The sequence below is a fragment of the Sphingomonas sp. S-NIH.Pt15_0812 genome (assembly GCF_003951315.1).
GTDB lineage: Bacteria > Pseudomonadota > Alphaproteobacteria > Sphingomonadales > Sphingomonadaceae > Sphingomonas.
Window position 1 is genome coordinate 1 of sequence record NZ_QLJH01000040.1, and the last position, 15,041, is coordinate 15,041.

General features: G+C 68.9%; 12 protein-coding genes. 3 read left to right on the forward strand and 9 right to left on the reverse strand.

Annotation, left to right across the window (positions count from 1 at the left end; all coding sequences use genetic code 11):
- Positions 1 to 1,794 (reverse strand): M1 family aminopeptidase (locus BRX43_RS17675; protein ID WP_241215048.1); only part of this gene is annotated, 1,794 nt, incomplete at its 3' end.
- 102 nt (positions 1,795 to 1,896) lie between these two features.
- Here BRX43_RS17675 and BRX43_RS17680 point away from each other — a divergent pair.
- Complete coding sequence (locus tag BRX43_RS17680) at positions 1,897 to 2,418, forward strand: metallophosphoesterase family protein (RefSeq protein WP_125996408.1); 522 nt, start codon at positions 1,897 to 1,899, stop codon at positions 2,416 to 2,418.
- A 19-nt stretch (positions 2,419 to 2,437) separates the two neighbouring features.
- On the opposite strand, the gene BRX43_RS17685 is transcribed toward BRX43_RS17680, so the two are convergent.
- The 7 genes from BRX43_RS17685 to BRX43_RS17715 form a co-directional block, all read right to left on the reverse strand.
- Complete coding sequence (locus BRX43_RS17685; RefSeq protein WP_125996409.1) at positions 2,438 to 2,779, reverse strand: hypothetical protein; 342 nt, start codon at positions 2,777 to 2,779, stop codon at positions 2,438 to 2,440.
- A 24-nt stretch (positions 2,780 to 2,803) separates the two neighbouring features.
- Positions 2,804 to 3,172, reverse strand: a complete 369-nt coding sequence (locus BRX43_RS17690) for a hypothetical protein (RefSeq protein ID WP_125996410.1) — start codon at positions 3,170 to 3,172, stop codon at positions 2,804 to 2,806.
- A 48-nt stretch (positions 3,173 to 3,220) separates the two neighbouring features.
- On the reverse strand, positions 3,221 to 4,276 hold the full coding sequence (locus BRX43_RS17695; RefSeq protein ID WP_206433266.1) for a LacI family DNA-binding transcriptional regulator: 1,056 nt from the start codon (positions 4,274 to 4,276) through the stop codon (positions 3,221 to 3,223).
- A complete protein-coding gene (locus BRX43_RS17700) occupies positions 4,276 to 5,766 on the reverse strand; it encodes a tryptophan halogenase family protein (RefSeq protein WP_125996412.1) in 1,491 nt (496 codons plus the stop codon). Before BRX43_RS17700 ends, BRX43_RS17695 begins: the two co-directional genes overlap by 1 nt.
- The gene (locus BRX43_RS17705) at positions 5,763 to 6,794 is read right to left on the reverse strand and encodes a cupin-like domain-containing protein (RefSeq protein WP_125996413.1); all 1,032 of its coding nucleotides are present in this window, start codon (positions 6,792 to 6,794) and stop codon (positions 5,763 to 5,765) included. Before BRX43_RS17705 ends, BRX43_RS17700 begins: the two co-directional genes overlap by 4 nt.
- On the reverse strand, positions 6,781 to 7,509 hold the full coding sequence (locus tag BRX43_RS17710) for a SapC family protein (protein ID WP_125996414.1): 729 nt from the start codon (positions 7,507 to 7,509) through the stop codon (positions 6,781 to 6,783). Before BRX43_RS17710 ends, BRX43_RS17705 begins: the two co-directional genes overlap by 14 nt.
- Positions 7,510 to 7,624: 115 nt before the next feature.
- Positions 7,625 to 10,672: a TonB-dependent receptor gene (locus BRX43_RS17715; RefSeq protein WP_125996415.1), complete on the reverse strand. Its 3,048-nt coding sequence runs from the start codon at positions 10,670 to 10,672 to the stop codon at positions 7,625 to 7,627.
- A gap of 270 nt (positions 10,673 to 10,942) precedes the next feature.
- Here BRX43_RS17715 and BRX43_RS17720 point away from each other — a divergent pair, with 270 nt between their 5' ends.
- A complete protein-coding gene (locus BRX43_RS17720; protein ID WP_241215049.1) occupies positions 10,943 to 13,126 on the forward strand; it encodes a beta-glucosidase in 2,184 nt (727 codons plus the stop codon).
- A gap of 43 nt (positions 13,127 to 13,169) precedes the next feature.
- Positions 13,170 to 14,366: an MFS transporter gene (locus tag BRX43_RS17725; RefSeq protein ID WP_125996417.1), complete on the forward strand. Its 1,197-nt coding sequence runs from the start codon at positions 13,170 to 13,172 to the stop codon at positions 14,364 to 14,366.
- 62 nt (positions 14,367 to 14,428) lie between these two features.
- On the opposite strand, the gene BRX43_RS17730 is transcribed toward BRX43_RS17725, so the two are convergent.
- Positions 14,429 to 15,025, reverse strand: coding sequence for a YdcF family protein (locus BRX43_RS17730; RefSeq protein WP_125996418.1), 597 nt, complete (start codon positions 15,023 to 15,025; stop codon positions 14,429 to 14,431).
- Positions 15,026 to 15,041: the final 16 nt, after the last annotated feature.

Genomic DNA, 15,041 nt, shown 5'->3' on the forward strand with positions numbered 1-15,041 from the left:
CCACAACAGGGCGCGGAGCAGCGGATCGGTGACGCTGCCGCCCTGCGCGACGGTCCAGGCGACGGTCCGCGCGTCGGGCAGGAACAGCCCATAGCCCTGATCGCCGTCATTCGCCCAGACATAGTCCGGCATCGGCAAGCCCGTCGCATCGGCCAGCGTCGCCGTCGCTCCGTCGAACGCGGTCTCCAGCACCACATCGTCGCGGTCGCGATAGCCGAGCCGCACGCGCACCTTCATCGGCCAGGCGCCGCCCGGATCGCCAGGCAGCGCGCGGGCCGGGCGCTGGACCAGGGCCAGCGCGCCGATACGGTCGCCCGCCGGCGTCAGCCGCGTGTCGATGCGGGGAAGCCCGGCGCGCAGCATATAGTGCCGCCCGAACGCGCCGAGGTCGACGCCCGACGCCCGGCCGATCGCGCCGAGCAGATCCTGCCAGGTGGCGTTGCCATAGGCGTGGTCGCGCAGGAAATGGTGCAGGCCGCGGCGGAAGCCGTCCTCGCCGACCAGGAAGGCGAGCTGTTTGATGACGGCCGGCGCCTTGTTGTAGACGATCGGGCCGTAATTGCTCTTGGCCGCGTCCAGATTGTCTAGCGGCTGCCACAGGGCCTGGGTGCCGCTGGTCGCGTCGGCGCGGTACGCGGGCGTCTTGGTCGACAGGAGGAAGGTGGTCCAGGCATTGCTGTCCGGCTGCAACTCCGCCTGGATGCGCGCCGCCATATAGGTGGAGAATCCTTCCTTCAGCCACAGGTCGTCGAACCAGCGCATCGTCACATCGTCGCCGAACCATTGGTGGCTGATCTCGTGATAGATGGTCGCATCGCGGTTGACGCGCTGCGGCAGCGTCGGCGGCTCGCGAAAGACGAACCGGTCCTCATTGTAGAAGACCGCGCCGACATGCTCCATGCCGCCGAACGGGAAGGCGGGGGCCAGCACCAGGTCGAGCTTGGCGAAGGGATAGGGGATGGCGAACCAGTCGGCGAGCCAGCGGACGGCGGCGCGGTTGGTGGCGATCTGCGCCTCGGCATCCACCTCGGCGCGGCGGGAGGCGCGCGCATAGAGGCTGATCGGCCGGTCGCCGGCGGGCGCGGAGGTCCAGTGCGTCCAGGGACCGGCGGCGAAGGCGGCGAGATAGGTGGAGATCGGCTCGGTCTCCGCGAACCGCCAGCGGGTGGCGGCGCCGGCGGCGCTCTGCTCGGCCAGCGGGCCGTTGGCGATCACCGTCCAGCCGGCGGGCGCGGTGAGCGTCCAGCGGAACCGTGCCTTCAGGTCGGGCTGGTCGAAACAGGGAAAGAGCAGGTTCGCGTCGGACGGCACCAGCAGCGTGTAGAGATAGACGCCGTCATCCTTGTCGTCGCGATAGCGGATGATCGCCGCGCCGGACGCCGCGACCGGCGTCGCGAACCGGGCGGTGATGCGGTTGGCACCCGTGAGCAGCAGCGCGTGCGGCAGGGTCAGGTGGCCGTCCCTTCGCCCTTGGGTAGAAAGGGGCCGGTCGTTGACGAGCAGGTCGGACAGGTCCGGACCCCGGAAGTCGAGCACCAGGTCGCCGCTGCCGGCGACGCGGTCGAAGCGAATGGCGATTGTACCGCTCGCGCGCGCCTTGCCGGTCAGGTCGAGCGACAGGTCGTAGCGCACGTCCGCGATCTGCGCCGCGCGGCGTTCCGCCAGCGCATGGGCGATGCCGGGGCCGGGGCCTTTCTCCGCCGCCAGGCCGGCGGCGTGCGCCACAGTCGAGAGGCCGGCGGGGGCGAGAAAGGCGGCGCGCAGCAGCGCGCGTCGGTCGTCGAGGAAATCCACATCGGCCCCTATATGATTGGCGGCGCGACGATAGGGCGCGGGGCGCGCACGGCAAGTCCGTCGCGAGGGCACCGCCACCGATGCTCGGTCGTTTGGGACCGCATGGCCCTTTTCTTCACCGCCGATACGCATTTCGGCGACCATCGCACGATCAACATCCAAAAACGGCCCTTTGCCGATGTGGCCGCGATGGACGCGCTGATCGTCGAGCAGTGGAACGCGGCGGTCGGGCCGGGGGACGATGTCTGGCATCTGGGCGATGTCGCGCGGCGGCCGGGGGACGTGGCGGCGCTGCTGGAGCGGCTGAACGGCACCAAGCACCTGCTGCGCGGCAACAACGATCCCGACGCCACCGTCGCGGCGGCTGGCTGGGCAAGCGTCGGCGACTATGCGGAGATCGACGCGGACGGCCATCGGCTGGTGCTGTGCCACTATCCCTTTCGCAGCTGGAACGGCCAGCACAGGGGCGCGCTCAACCTGCACGGCCACAGCCACGGCCGGTTGAAGCCGATGCCGCGCCAGTTCGATGTCGGCGTCGACGTGCACGGCTTCGCGCCGGTGCGCCTCGCCCAGCTTCTGGCCCCGGAGGCCGAACGTCGGGGCGGGGCCGGCGCGGCATCATAGGCCCCGGGGTCGCCTGGCCTTACCGCCGCTTCTTCGCGGTGGTGGCGGTGAAGTCCGGGTCCTTGTTCGCCACCCAGTCGACGAACTTGCGCACATCGGGATGCGCGAGCAGCGCCTCCACGTCCATGCCGTGGCGCTGCAATTCGGAATTGGTGAAGTTCGCCATCAGCGTCTGCTGGCAGATCGGATGCATCGGCACGACGTCGCGGCCACCCCGGCTCTTGGGCACGGGATGATGCCAGACGATGGTCTTGCCGGTCGGGCGACCGCACAGCCAGCAGGCGACCACCGGCGGCGGCGGCTCGTCCGCGTCCTGGTCGGCGGGCGGATAGGGATCGTGTTTCGCATGCTTGCGCGCCATGGGGTTGGTCCGTCTCTTCTGATGTCACTTGCCGCTTTGGTAGCGCAGGGTGTTGGCAAAACCGTCATTGGCCTTGGTCATCTTGGCGACCTTGCGCAGATGCGCGCGGACGTTGCGCTCGTACCGGCGATCGTCATGCACGCCGGTCGCCGGATAGTCCTCGCGCGCGAGCAGCGCCTTGACCTGAGCCGCGAACGCCGCCTGGTCATCGGCATGACCGCCCGCCTGTAGCGCGCGGCAGACCCATTCCTCGGCGGCGGCGAGGTCGTAGTCATCGTTCGCCGCATAGCCGCGCCGGTCCGCCGCCGCCTGGTCGAGCCGGGCCGCCTCGATCCGGCTGGCCAGCCAGCGGCGGACCTGATCGCCGTCCCAACCCTTCGCCGCGTCGTTCATCCGCTACCCCTCGTACATGGCTGCGAAGATCCCGCCGCCCCTGGTCCCTTACGCCAAGATCGGGCGGCCGGTCGAGGCGCGGATCGCCAGCGTCGCCGGCACGATGACGGGGTCGTTGGGTGGCGTGCGGCCGGCCTGTTCGGCGATGACCCGCTCCACCGCCCGCGCGGTCACCTCGGCGATCGGTTGGACGATCGCGGTCAGGGGCGGGTGGACGAAGCGGACGATCGGCGTGTCGTCGAAGCTGACGATCGATAGCGCCCCCGGCACGCCCAGCCCGCGCTCCCGCGCCAGTTCCAGCGTGGCGAGCGCCATCTGGTCGCTGCTGGCGACGATCGCGGTCGGCGGGGCGGGGCCGTCCAGCAGGGCGAGGGCGGCGGCGCGGCCGGTCTCGAACCCGAAATCGCCCTGGGCGAGCAGGCCGTCGGTCGGGCACCCCGCCTGCGCCATCACCGTGCGCCAGCCGGCGACGCGTCGGGCGCTCAGTTCATAATCGTCGGGCCCGGCGATGAAGCCGATCCGCCGATGGCCCAGCGCGACCAGATGCTCGGTCGCCAGCCGCGCCGCGCCCTCGTCGTCGATCGCGACCGCGAAGCCGCCGCCGGCCTTGAGCGATCCGATGCGCGCGAAGCTGATCCCCTGTTCCTCCAGCAGGCGGGTGATCAGCGGGTTCTCGGAATGGGGCGGGGTGAGGATGACGCCGTCGGGCTGGATCGCGGCGATCGCGCCGAGCAGTTCGCGCTCGATATGGTCGCTATGCGTGTCGACCAGCTCGACCAGCAGGCGATAGCCATGTTCGGCGCAGGTCAACATGCCGCCGAGCAGCATCTGGTCGACCCAGTCGGTGCCCTGGCGGTTGCGCCAGCCGGCGATGGTGCGTTCCCGGTCGTTGAGCGCGACGATCAGATAGGAGCGCGAGCCGCCCATGCGCTGGGCCGCGATCGACGGGACATAGCCGAGCCGGGCGATCGAGGCCTGGACCCGCTCCATCATCTCGGGCCGGACGTTCGGCTCCTTGTTGATGACGCGGCTGACCGTCTGGAGCGAGACGCCCGCATCGGCGGCGACGTGGCGGATCGTCACCGCCTGGCGACGCCGCGCCATCAGGCGGGGGCCGCGCCGCAATAGCGCGCGACATAGTCGGCGTGGGGCGGCAGGCCGCGCATCGCCGTCGCCACCGACTGGCGCAGGCCGCCCAGGAACCGCGCCAGTTCCTCGTCGGGCAGCTTGGCGGCGATCGGGTGATGGGCCTGCGGCGTGATGCCCTGGCCCAGCATGACCTGGATCCAGCTATTCTCGGCGAAAAGCTCGTCGTTTCGGCGGAAGACGCGGCCGGTCTCGCGGAATAGGCCGATCTTCTGGGCCAGGCTGTCGGGGATGTCCATCGCCGCGCAATGCCGCCAGAAGCCGCTGTCGCGCCGTTCGGTGACCTTGTAGTGCAGGATCAGGAAATCCCGGATCTGGTCCATGTCGGTCAGCTGCTGGTCGTTGAACTCCGCCACGTCATGGGGCGATATGGGCCCCGGCGGCAGCAGCCGGATCAGGCGCAGGATCGCACGCTGGATCAGGTGGATGCTGGTCGATTCCAGCGGCTCCATGAACCCGCCCGACAGGCCGATGGCGATGCAGTTGCGGTGCCATTGCCGGCGGCGCGCGCCGGTGACGAAGCGCAGGTGATTGGGCTCGGTCAGCACCTTGCCCTCGACATTGCCGAGCAGGCGTCGGAGCGCCGCCTCGCGGTCCAGATAGCGGCTGCAATAGACGATGCCGTTGCCGACCCGGTGCTGGAGCGGGATGCGCCATTGCCAGCCGGCGTCATGCGCCATGGCGCGGGTATAGGGGACGGGGGGACGAACGCTTTCCGTCTGCACCGCGATCGCGGCATCGCAGGGCAGCCAGTGCGTCCAGTCGTCATAGCCGACATGCAGCGCCTGCCCGATCAGCAGCGCCCGGAAACCGGTGCAGTCGAGGAACAGGTCGCCCTCGATCCGCCGGCCGTCATCCAGGCGCAGCGCGGCGATGTCGCCGCTTTCGGCGTCGAGATCCACCCCGGCGATCCGGCCCTCGATCCGCGTCGTGCCGTCGCCCTCCGCCATGCGGCGCAGGAAACGACCGTAGAGCGTGGAGTCGAGCTGGTAGGCGTAGCTCATGCGGTCGTCGGGCAGATGCGCGAACTTGCCTTCCCGCGCGGCGACCAGTTCCAGGCAATAGTCGTCATAGGGCTCGGCATGGCCACGCGCCTGTCCGTCGAGCCAGAAATGCTGGAAACCGGCCGCCCAATGATCCTTGCCGGTCAGGCCGAAGGCATGGAAATAGCTGTCTTCGGGTCCCTTCCACCCGTCGAACTGGATGCCGAGCTTGAAGGTCGCCTGGGTCGCGGCCATGAACTCGGCCTCGCCGATGCCGAGCAGGCGGTTGAAGGTGATGAGCGGCGGGATGGTCGACTCGCCGACGCCGATGGTGCCGATCGCGTCGGACTCGACCAGGGTCACCTCCGCGGTGCGGCCCAGCGTGCGGGTCAGCGCGGCGGCCGCCATCCAGCCGGCGGTGCCGCCCCCGGCGATGACGATGCGGCGGGGCGTGACGGCGTTCATCGGCTGAGCGCCCGGAGCAGGAAGCCGCGCAGCCGCCCGGCCAGTTCCGGCGTCATCGGGTCCAGCACGCCGCGACCGCCCTGCGGGATATGCGCAGTGACGCCGTCGTCATTGTTGAAGACATAATGGTCGAACATGTCGCGCCAATGCGCCTTCTGGTCGGCGGGCAGGTCGCGGATCGCCATCAGCGCATGGTTGAGCGCCTCCTGCGGCTGGCCCATCCAGCGCGGCGTCTCCCGCCACCAGTAATTGACCAGCACGTTGAAGTCGTCGAGCCCTTCGACATGATGCCACCACAGAGCCGGGATGTAGAGCGCGTCGCCCGGACCCATCTCCACCACCTGGCCATGCGCCATCGCCTCTTCGAAGCGGGGATGGCGGGCGAGGTCGGGCGCGTGGAAATCGACCATGCTGACCGCGCGGCCGGCGGGGGTGTTGTCCACCGGCCCCAGATAGAGGTTGCGGAACTGGTCGCGCGGGAACAGCGTGAAGCGGCGATGGCCGACCGCGACCACCGCCAGATTGTGCGGCACGTCGTTATGCGCGGCGATCCGGGTGCGACCGCCCATCCAGATGCTGGCCAGCGGTTCGCGCGCGCCGAGGTCGATATGGTTGGCGGCGTGCAGTCCGTCGAAATATTGATGCACGTCGATCGAGGCGAGATAGACGGTCGGCGCGTCCGGGTGGCCGGCGAACGCCGCCATGCGCGCGAACACCTCCGGCAGCTTCGCGTCGAAGGTGCGGAAGTTCATCGCCATCGCATCGTCGTAGAACAGCCGCCCGCCGCTGCCCGGCTGGCCGACCGAGACGGTGAAGGGCCGGTCGCGGTGGTGGCGGAGCAGATAGTCGCGCGCCGCATCCGCCGATCGCAATCCGGCCTCGACCAGCGGCCAGCCGGCGGCGAGGCCGCGGATGACGAAGGGGGTGTCGGCGGCGCGCAGCCGGGCGTCGAGATCGGCGGCATCGGCCACCGTCACCTCGGGCACCGGCGACAGGCCGGCGAGCGGTCCCGGATCAGCCACGGTCACGGGCGATCCGCCGGTTGCGACGGGCGACCAGCTCGCCGAAATGCTCCAGCGAGGCGATCGCCATGTAGATGGGCAGCAGATGGCCGGCGGCGTTCAGCGCCGCCAGGATAGGGGCGTCCAACGAGGCCAGCCGGTCCTCGTCGATGATGTGGAAGCCGACCAGCTGGTTGCGCGACCCGTCGTCCAGCGTCACGTCGAGCGTGAAGGGTTCGAGCAGGTCGTGGCGGTGGAGCGCGGCGAAGAAGTCGGGCGCGGCGCGATAGCCTTCGTCGAGCGCGCCGAGCTGGCCGGCGACCCGGTCGAGATAGGGGGTCGGACGGCCCATCTCGTCGAACAGCCGCTCGCCCTGGCCGGGCCGGCCGATGCGGGGGGAGGACAGGTCGACATGCACCTGCTTGAGGTTGTCGTCGGTCGGCGAGCCGCCGATCAGGAAGGGCTGGATCTCCATCGCCAGCGGGCGATAGCGCGCCTCCCAGCGGCCATCGTTCAGGAACAGGTTCTCGCCATTCTCGAACCCGAACATCGCCAGCGCCGAGAAACGGTCACGCGTGTCGCTCAGGCGGAACAGGATGGGATAGGCGCTCTGCACCGCGCGGAACTCGCTCGGCACGGTGATGCAGCACATCGCCGCGTCGCCCAGCGCGGCGGCGCGTTCGGTGCGGATGGTCAGGTCGCGATGCGCCTCGGCGGTCAGGATCGCGTGCTGGTTGGTCATCGAACGCAACTCTCGTCTATGGGCATCCGGCGGCCGGAGCTGTCGCAGACGTGCCGGTCCCGCGCAAAAAAAGCCAGCCTTCCCGGTCGGAAAGGCTGGCAGGTCGTCGGGGAACTCAGAAGGTGAAGCGCACGCCCGCGGAGTAGCGCGCATCCTGCTTGGTCACGAAATTGATGTTTCGGTCGGAGCGCAGATGGCCGCCGCGATTCTCACCCAATATGTTGATCCCCTCGGCGAAGATCGTGACATGGGGCGTGATCGCATAGCTCGCCGTGCCGTCGAGCTGGCCATAGGTGTTGACATAGACCGGATTGGTCCCGGCCCCCGCCAGATAACCCTTGCGCCAGTTATAGGCGGCGCGCGCATTGATGCCGTATTTGTCGAAGAACAGGACCGCGTTGGCGCTGTCCGACAGGCCGGTGATCGCGAATTGCGCGACGGTGGAGGGTAGCTGGTTGTCGTACGGCCGGTTGCCGTTGACGATCGTGTAGTTGAGGATCGTACCGAAGCCGGTGTTCCAGAAATTATGCTGGACGGCGAATTCGAAGCCATCGACGGCGGCGGTCTGGTCGCTGTTGAATGGAGTCGTGATGACGAAATTGACCAACGGATCGTTGGGTTGCGCCACGATCGCTACTGGAACGCCGTTTTGGTCACGCGTGACGGTCGTGGGATAGACGCGGGCGATGTAGTTGCGAATGTTGGAGAAGATCAGATCCTGTCCACTCGCGGTCAACGCCGCGACCGCTTCCTGATAGCGCGGACCGCCAAACGGCGTGGTGACACCCGGCAAGGTCGTGTTGACCTGCGTCCGGCCAATATAGTTCGATACGTCCTTGTGGAAGTAGCCGACCGAGAAATAGCTGTCGCTAGTGTAGTACCATTCCGCCGACAGGTCGATATTCTTGGACTTGAACGGAACGAGGTTGGGATTGCCGACCGAGCCGAAGCCACCACCGACACGGAACAACGTGTCGATGCGGCGACCGCCCTGCAGGCTGCCATAATCGGCGCGGGTGATGGTGTGGCTGTACGAGGCGCGCAGCTTCACATTCTCCAGCGGCTGGAAGTCGAAATCGACCGAGGGGAGCCAGTTCTGGTAGCTGCCCTTGAAGGTCGTGAAGCCGCTGCCTTCGAACAGCACGTTGAACTCGTTCTGCGAATTCTGCCGCGCGCCGACCGGTGTCGGCACCAGGGCCGAGGCGGAGACATTGGTATTCTCGAACCGCAGGCCCGCGATCAGGTGCGCGGTGCGGGAGAACAGGTCGAACTTGCCGTTGAACTGGGCATAAGCCGACATCGTCTTCTCACGGATGCGCGAATCCGTATCATATGGCTTCAGGCAGCCCCCGTTGCCGCCGCAGATGTTGTAGGCATCGTCGAGCAGCTTGACGACGCTGGGCAGGTCGAAGGTGTAGAAGGACTTGATGATGTTGGGATCGTTGGCGCCGCTGATCCCCTTGAACTTGTCGGGGATGCCGGTCAGCGTGAACAGGCTGTCGGGGAGCAGCGCCGCCGCCGCCGCGCGCTGCGCCGCGCTGTCGCCGCCGGTGCCGCCCCAGGTGTCGTTCTGCAGCACGCTATAGGCGGAGCGGACCTTGTTGTCGGTATATTCCGCACCCCAGTCCAGGCTGTCCATCACGCCATGGCCATGGTCGTAATGGCCGCGCACCTGGATCTGGTTGATCCGGTCGCGGAAGTAGGAATTGCGGAAGGCGTTGCCGGTCGGCACGATGTTGGCCGCGTTCAGCGCGTCGATGCCCGGATACATGTTGTACGAGATGACCGGCAGGTCGTTGTCGAAGTTCAGCGTCTGGTTCTGGATGCCGAACACCGCCGTGCCGACCGAGTTGCTGTTGCCATAGGGGCTGTCGGGCTTCGACACCGCGGTCGAATGATGGGCGTCGACCGTCATCGTCACGCCGCCCGGCGCGTTCCAGGTCAGGTTGCCGCCGAGCGACTTGTTCTCGCTGCGCGCCGACGTCTGCGAGGCGGAATAGGCCAGGTCCTTGGCCTCGCCCGCGCCGAACCGCTCGGTGTAGAAGATCGGGCCGGCGACGGGGCCGTCGGTCCAGGCGCTCAGCGTGTCGTTGTGGTTGTACCAGATGCCGACGCTGTTGTCGCGAATGTCGATGGTGTTGCGCGAATAGGTATAGTCGACCGTGGCGGTCAGCTGGTCGGTCGGGCGGAATTGCAGCACCGCCTGGCCGTTGATGCGCTCGCGCCGGCCGTTGATGACGTCGTATCCGCCATTCTGCGGCACCTGATAGACGTCGGTCGCCTCGGGGCGGTTGGTGATGTTGGCGTAGCGCGGGTCGCCCGGCATCGCCAGCGACCCCCAGTTGTTCTCATTGCCCAGATAGCCATCGCGCCAGCCGATATTGGCGCTGTTGGCGCTGAAGTTGCGGCGCTGATAGGCGCCGGTGACCAGGATGCCGATACGGTCGTCGGCGAAGGTGTCCGACAGGATGCCCGACACTTCGGGCGTGATGTCCTTCTTGCCGTTCTGCGAGGTGTCGATGACGCCGCGCGCCGAGATCGAGCCGCGCAGGCCCGGCTTGTCGAGCGGGCGGGGGGTGCGGATGTTGATCGTCGAACCGATGCCGCCGGTCGGCACGGTGGCGCGCCCGGACTTGTAGACCTCCAGCGCCGCGACGCCTTCGGAGGCGAGGTTGGCGAAGTCGAACGAGCGCGACGCGGGGGCGCTGTTGCCGTCACCGATCGTCGAGGTCGGCATCTGCCGCCCGTTCAGCGTGACGAGGTTATATTCGGGGCCGAAGCCGCGCACGGTGACGAACTGGCCTTCGCCGTTCGACCGGTCGATCGACACGCCGGTGATGCGCTGGAGCGATTCCGCCAGGTTGGTGTCGGGGAACTTGCCCATATCCTCGGCGCTGATCGCGTCGACGATGCCCTGGCCGTTGCGCTTGATGTTGATCGAGTCGCGCAAGCTGGCGCGGATGCCGGTGACGACGATGTCGCCGTCCGCTTCGCCCGCCGCGCCGTCGCTGGTCGCGGGCTGCGGATCGGTCTGGGACGGGCCGGTCGCGCCCATGGTCGCGGCCGCGTCCTGGGCGTGCGCCACGCCGGGCAGGCCGATGAGCGCGATGGTGGAGACGCCGATGGCGAATTGCGAAAGCAGGCGAGCGTGGGCGCTGCGCATGAAGAACCTCCCCTGTATGTCGCACGGTCTGCGGCCGTGTCGTTGAGAACGTTCACTTCGCTTAGGACAAGGTTGCTGTCAAGCGGCTCTTACGGATTGAAACAGCATGGTTGTGAACGTTCACTCGCTGTGCTTACAGGGCCACACAAGGCTGCGCGAAGGCGGCTCATCATGGGGAGGATCGGCATGATCGCTGGACGACGGACGCATTGGGTTTCGATGGCGGCGCTGGGTGTCGCGCTCTGCGGCGCGGCGGGATCGACGGCGCAGATGCGGGCAGGGCGGGCGGCCGCGGCGCCGGCCTCCGACGCACGATCGCGCGCCGAGGCGCTGGTCGCGCGGATGACGCTCGACGAGAAGATCGCGATGCTCCACGGCCTGTTCCCGCCGATGGCGGCGGGCAAGACGACGAACGAACTGATCCCCTCGGCCGGCCATATCGACGGCATCGCCCGGCTGGGCATCCCGCTGGTCCGCGAGAGCGACGCGTCGCTCGGCGTCGCCAACCAGGTCGAGCAGCGCAAGGGCGATGTCGCGACCGCCTTGCCCTCCAGCCTGGCGACGGCGGCCAGCTTCGATCCAGACATCGCCCGCGCCGGCGGCGCCATGATCGGGGCGGAGGCGCGGGACAAACGCTTCAACGTGCTGCTGGCGGGCGGCGTCAACCTGACGCGCGATCCCTGGAACGGGCGCAACTTCGAATATCTGGGCGAAGACCCGCTGGTCGCAGGGCTGCTGGGCGGCGCGCATATCGCGGGCGTGCAGTCGAACCGGATTGTTTCGACCATCAAGCATTTCGCGCTCAACGCGCAGGAGACCGGCCGCACCGTCGTCGACGCGCGGATCGGCGAGGCGGCGCTTCGGATGAGCGACCTGCTGGCGTTCCAGATCGCGATCGAGCGCGGCCATCCCGGCTCGGTCATGTGCGCCTATAACAAGGTCAATGGCGACTGGGCGTGCGAGAACAGGCACCTGCTCACCGATGTGCTGAAACGCGACTGGGGCTATCGGGGCTGGGTGATGAGCGACTGGGGCGCGGTCCATTCCACCGTCAAGGCGGCGAATGCCGGGCTGGACCAGCAATCGGGCCAGGAACTGGACAAGGCGATCTATTTCGGCGCGCCGCTGAAAGAGGCGGTCGAGAAGGGGCAGGTGCCGATGGCGCGGATCGACGATATGGTCGCGCGCTACCTGACCGGCCTGATCGAGACCGGGGCCTTTACCGGGGCGATGCCCGCCAAGGCGATCACCCCCGACTATGCCGCCCATGCCGAGGTGGCGCAGCGCACCGCGGAGGCGGGGATCGTGCTGCTGAAGAATGACGGGAATCTGCTGCCGATCGCGCGCACGGCGAAGCGCATCGTCGTGATCGGCGGCAATGCCGATGTCGGCGTGCTGTCGGGCGGCGGCTCCAGCCAGGTGCGATCGGTCGGCGGCGCGCCGGTCGAGATCCCGTTGTCGACCGGCGGCTCGGCCTCGTTCGCGCGGATCACCTATCATGCCTCCTCGCCGCTCCAGGCGCTGCGCAAGGCCCTGCCGGGCGTGCGGGTCGACTGGGTCGATGGTCGCAGCCTCAACGCGACGGTCGAGGCGGCGAAGGCGGCCGACCTCGCCCTCGTCTTCGCGACGCAATGGACGACCGAGGCCGACGATGTGCCCGACCTGCGCCTGCCCAACCAGCAGGATGCGCTGATCGAGGCGATCGCGGCGGCGCAGCCGCGCACCGTGGCGGTGATGGAGACGGGCGGGCCGGTGCTGATGCCCTGGATCGCCAAGGTGCCGGCGGTGGTGCAGGCCTGGTATCCGGGCCAGCGCGGTGGCGAGGCGATCGCCGCCATCCTGACCGGCCGCGTCGCGCCCTCGGGACGCTTGCCGATCACCTTCCCCGCCGATGCCTCGCAACCGCCGCGCCCGCGCCCGGTCGGGCTCGACCGGATGACCGGATTGCAGGCGGCCGCCGCCGCCAATCCCGCCGCGGCGGCCGGCTATACGCTGGACAGTTTCCCGGTCGACTATGTCGAGGGGGCCGATGTCGGCTATCGCTGGTACGAGAAGAAGGGGCTGAAGCCGCTCTTCCCCTTCGGGCATGGGCTGACCTACACGCAGTTCGCCTATCGCAACCCCGTGGTGCGCGGCGGCAAGACGTTGAGCGTGACGTTCGAGGTGGTGAACACCGGCCCGCGCGAGGGCGTGGACGTGCCGCAGATGTATGTCGGGCGTGACGGCGGCACGGCGCCGATGCGGCTGGGGGCCTTCACGCGCGTGACGTTGAAGCCGGGCGAGACGCGGCGGATCACGCTGACCGCCGAGCCGCGCATCGTCGCCGATTACGACACCGCCCTGCCGGGCTGGCGGATCGCGGTCGGTCGCTACCGCGTCGCGCTGGCGCGCGATGCCGCCGACCGGACGATGGTGTCGACCGCGATGCTGGAGGCGCAGACGATGAAGCCCTGATGCGGACATTGCCCGGCGGCGCAAAGCGGGGCAGGACATGTCGATGACGCGGCCCCGCATCTTCCAGCGTTCGCCAGCCTTGCTGGGTATCGTGGCGCTGGCCAATGTTGGCGGCGTGATCGCCTATCTGCCGCTGCTCACCCTGTTGCTGCCGATCAAGGTCGAGCGGTTGAGCGGCGAGGCCCGGATCGGCCTGTTCACGGCGACGGTCGTCGCGGGCGCCATCGCCGCCAGCCTGTCGAACATCCTGTTCGGCTGGTTGAGCGACCGGTCCATGGCCCGGGGCCGCGGCCGGCGGGGCTGGGTGGCGGTCGGCCTGGTCGCGACCGCGATCAGCTATGGGGGGCTAGCCGTCGCGTCGACGCCGCTGGCGCTGGTCGCGGCGGTCGTCGGCTTCCAGGCGGCGGTCAACATGCTGCTGTCCCCGATGATGGCGATCATGGCCGAAGAGGTGCCGGACGCGCAGAAAGGGGTCGGCGGCGGCCTGCTCGCGCTCGGCAATCCGGTCGCGTCGGGCGTGTCCGCGCTGCTCGTGGGACAGGTCCTGCTGTCGGAGACGGCGCGGTTCGCGCTGCTGCCGATAATCGTCGCCGCCTGCACGCTGCCGCTGCTGCTGCCGCGCCGACAGGACATCGTCGCGGACGGGGCGGGCGGGGACGCCATGCCGCCCGGCCGCCGCGACCTGGTCGTCGCCGGGGTGGCGCGGCTGCTGCTCCAGATCGCCGGCGTCGTGACCCAGACCTATCTCCTCTATTATTTCGAGAGCATCACGTCCCCGGTGGAGCATGGATTGCTGCCGACGCGGATCGGCCATCTGCTGATCCTGGCCTTTCTGATCCCCCTGCCGCTCGCGCTGCTGCTGGGCCGGTTGTCGGACCTCACGCGGCGGCGCAAGCCGGCCTTGCTGCTCGCCGCGCTGGTCGCGGCGGCAGGGCTGGTCGGCATGGCGCTGGCGCGGACCTGGTCGATCGGGGCGGCGGCCTTCACCGTCTATGCCATGGGATCGTCGGTGTTCGTGGCGCTCCATGCCGGGGTCGCGATGCTGCTCCTGCCCGATCCCCGCCATAGGGGGCGCGATCTGGGGCTGCTCAACCTCGCCAACACGCTGCCGTCGCTGCTTGGGCCACCGCTCGCCTGGCTGCTGGCGACGCCGCGCGATTTCGCGGGGGTGATGCTGGTGTTGGCCGGGCTGACGGCGAGCGGCGGGCTGGCCATGCTCGCCGTCACGACCCGGCGCTAGGATGGCTTCGGACCGAGGCGAACCACTGGCATCCTACAACCGCTGGAGGGGAAGGCGTGCGGTCAGGCGGCGTCCTCTGCTCCCGATGTCCCGCCGAGCAGCAGCAGCAGGCCGTCATAGGGCGTGGCGGCCATTTCGCGCGCGACCATCCTGCCATAGGTCCGGCGCGACATGCGGCCCATCCGGTTGGGCACGTCCGGAATGACGACGCGATAGCCCAGCAGGCGGAACAACAGGGCGCAGCGGGGCTGATGATAGCGGCTGGTGCAGCAGATGACGCGCCGGCAGTCGCCGCGATCCTGCAGGATGCGGTGGCAGAGCCGCACCGATTCCAGCGTGTCGCGACCATGACGCTCGACGATGATCCGCGATGCGGCGATCCCGGCATCGACCAACGCGCGCTTCATCACCACCGCCTCGGCCGGGCCATGCGCGCCGACCCCGCCGGTCGGCAGCAGCATCGCGCCGGGATGATCGCGCGCCCAGGCGAGCGCGCCATCAATCCGTTGCCGCAACGCCGGGCTCGGCCGCCCGCCGGGCCGGACCGCCGCGCCGAAGATGACGATATAGTCGCGCCGGGCGGTCCTCACCGGTTGGCGCCCGCGTGACGACAGGGGGGCGGAGACGGGGGCGGGGCGGTCGCTCGGCTGGGCGGTCATGCGATCTGAATGACCG

Excerpts from the sequence above, each read along its gene's own strand:
- BRX43_RS17685 (WP_125996409.1), bottom strand. The coding sequence starts at position 2,779 with ATGGCGCGCAAGCATGCGAAACACGATCCCTATCCGCCCGCCGACCAG.
- BRX43_RS17680 (WP_125996408.1), top strand. The coding sequence starts at position 1,897 with ATGGCCCTTTTCTTCACCGCCGATACGCATTTCGGCGACCATCGCACG.
- BRX43_RS17690 (WP_125996410.1), bottom strand. The coding sequence starts at position 3,172 with ATGAACGACGCGGCGAAGGGTTGGGACGGCGATCAGGTCCGCCGCTGG.
- BRX43_RS17725 (WP_125996417.1), top strand. The coding sequence starts at position 13,170 with ATGACGCGGCCCCGCATCTTCCAGCGTTCGCCAGCCTTGCTGGGTATC.
- BRX43_RS17730 (WP_125996418.1), bottom strand. The coding sequence starts at position 15,025 with ATGACCGCCCAGCCGAGCGACCGCCCCGCCCCCGTCTCCGCCCCCCTG.
- BRX43_RS17720 (WP_241215049.1), top strand. The coding sequence starts at position 10,943 with ATGCGGGCAGGGCGGGCGGCCGCGGCGCCGGCCTCCGACGCACGATCG.
- BRX43_RS17700 (WP_125996412.1), bottom strand. The coding sequence starts at position 5,766 with ATGAACGCCGTCACGCCCCGCCGCATCGTCATCGCCGGGGGCGGCACC.
- BRX43_RS17695 (WP_206433266.1), bottom strand. The coding sequence starts at position 4,276 with ATGGCGCGGCGTCGCCAGGCGGTGACGATCCGCCACGTCGCCGCCGAT.
- BRX43_RS17710 (WP_125996414.1), bottom strand. The coding sequence starts at position 7,509 with ATGACCAACCAGCACGCGATCCTGACCGCCGAGGCGCATCGCGACCTG.
- BRX43_RS17715 (WP_125996415.1), bottom strand. The coding sequence starts at position 10,672 with ATGCGCAGCGCCCACGCTCGCCTGCTTTCGCAATTCGCCATCGGCGTC.